Here is a 299-nt window from a genome sequence, read left to right on the forward strand (position 1 = left end):
CTATCTGAAACTTCATCTATCACCAAAAAGGTAGTCGTTAAAAACTTCTCGAACCAAGAACAGACCTATACATTGGCATATGAGCAGCGATTTGCTGACGACGCAGAGCGTGGTGCACTTAGTATGACCTTTCCTGAGTCGATCACCGTTCCTGCTGGACAAACCATTTCGTTTGACGTCACAGCAACTATAGATCCAACTAAACTGCCTGAATGGACATTAACTTCTGCCAACATGGCATTCTTGGATGCAACACACGACCTTACAACGTTAGAGCTTGATGGTGCATTGAACTTTAT

The 299-nt window shown here is 43.5% G+C and carries 1 protein-coding gene; it reads left to right on the forward strand.

Annotated elements, in window-relative coordinates; all coding sequences use genetic code 11:
- A partial coding sequence (locus CWC11_RS20505; RefSeq protein ID WP_138684154.1) for a hypothetical protein occupies positions 1-299 on the forward strand: 299 nt, incomplete at both ends.

It is taken from the genome of Pseudoalteromonas sp. S3178, from assembly GCF_005886985.1.
In the GTDB taxonomy this organism is placed as follows: Bacteria; Pseudomonadota; Gammaproteobacteria; order Enterobacterales; family Alteromonadaceae; genus Pseudoalteromonas; species Pseudoalteromonas carrageenovora.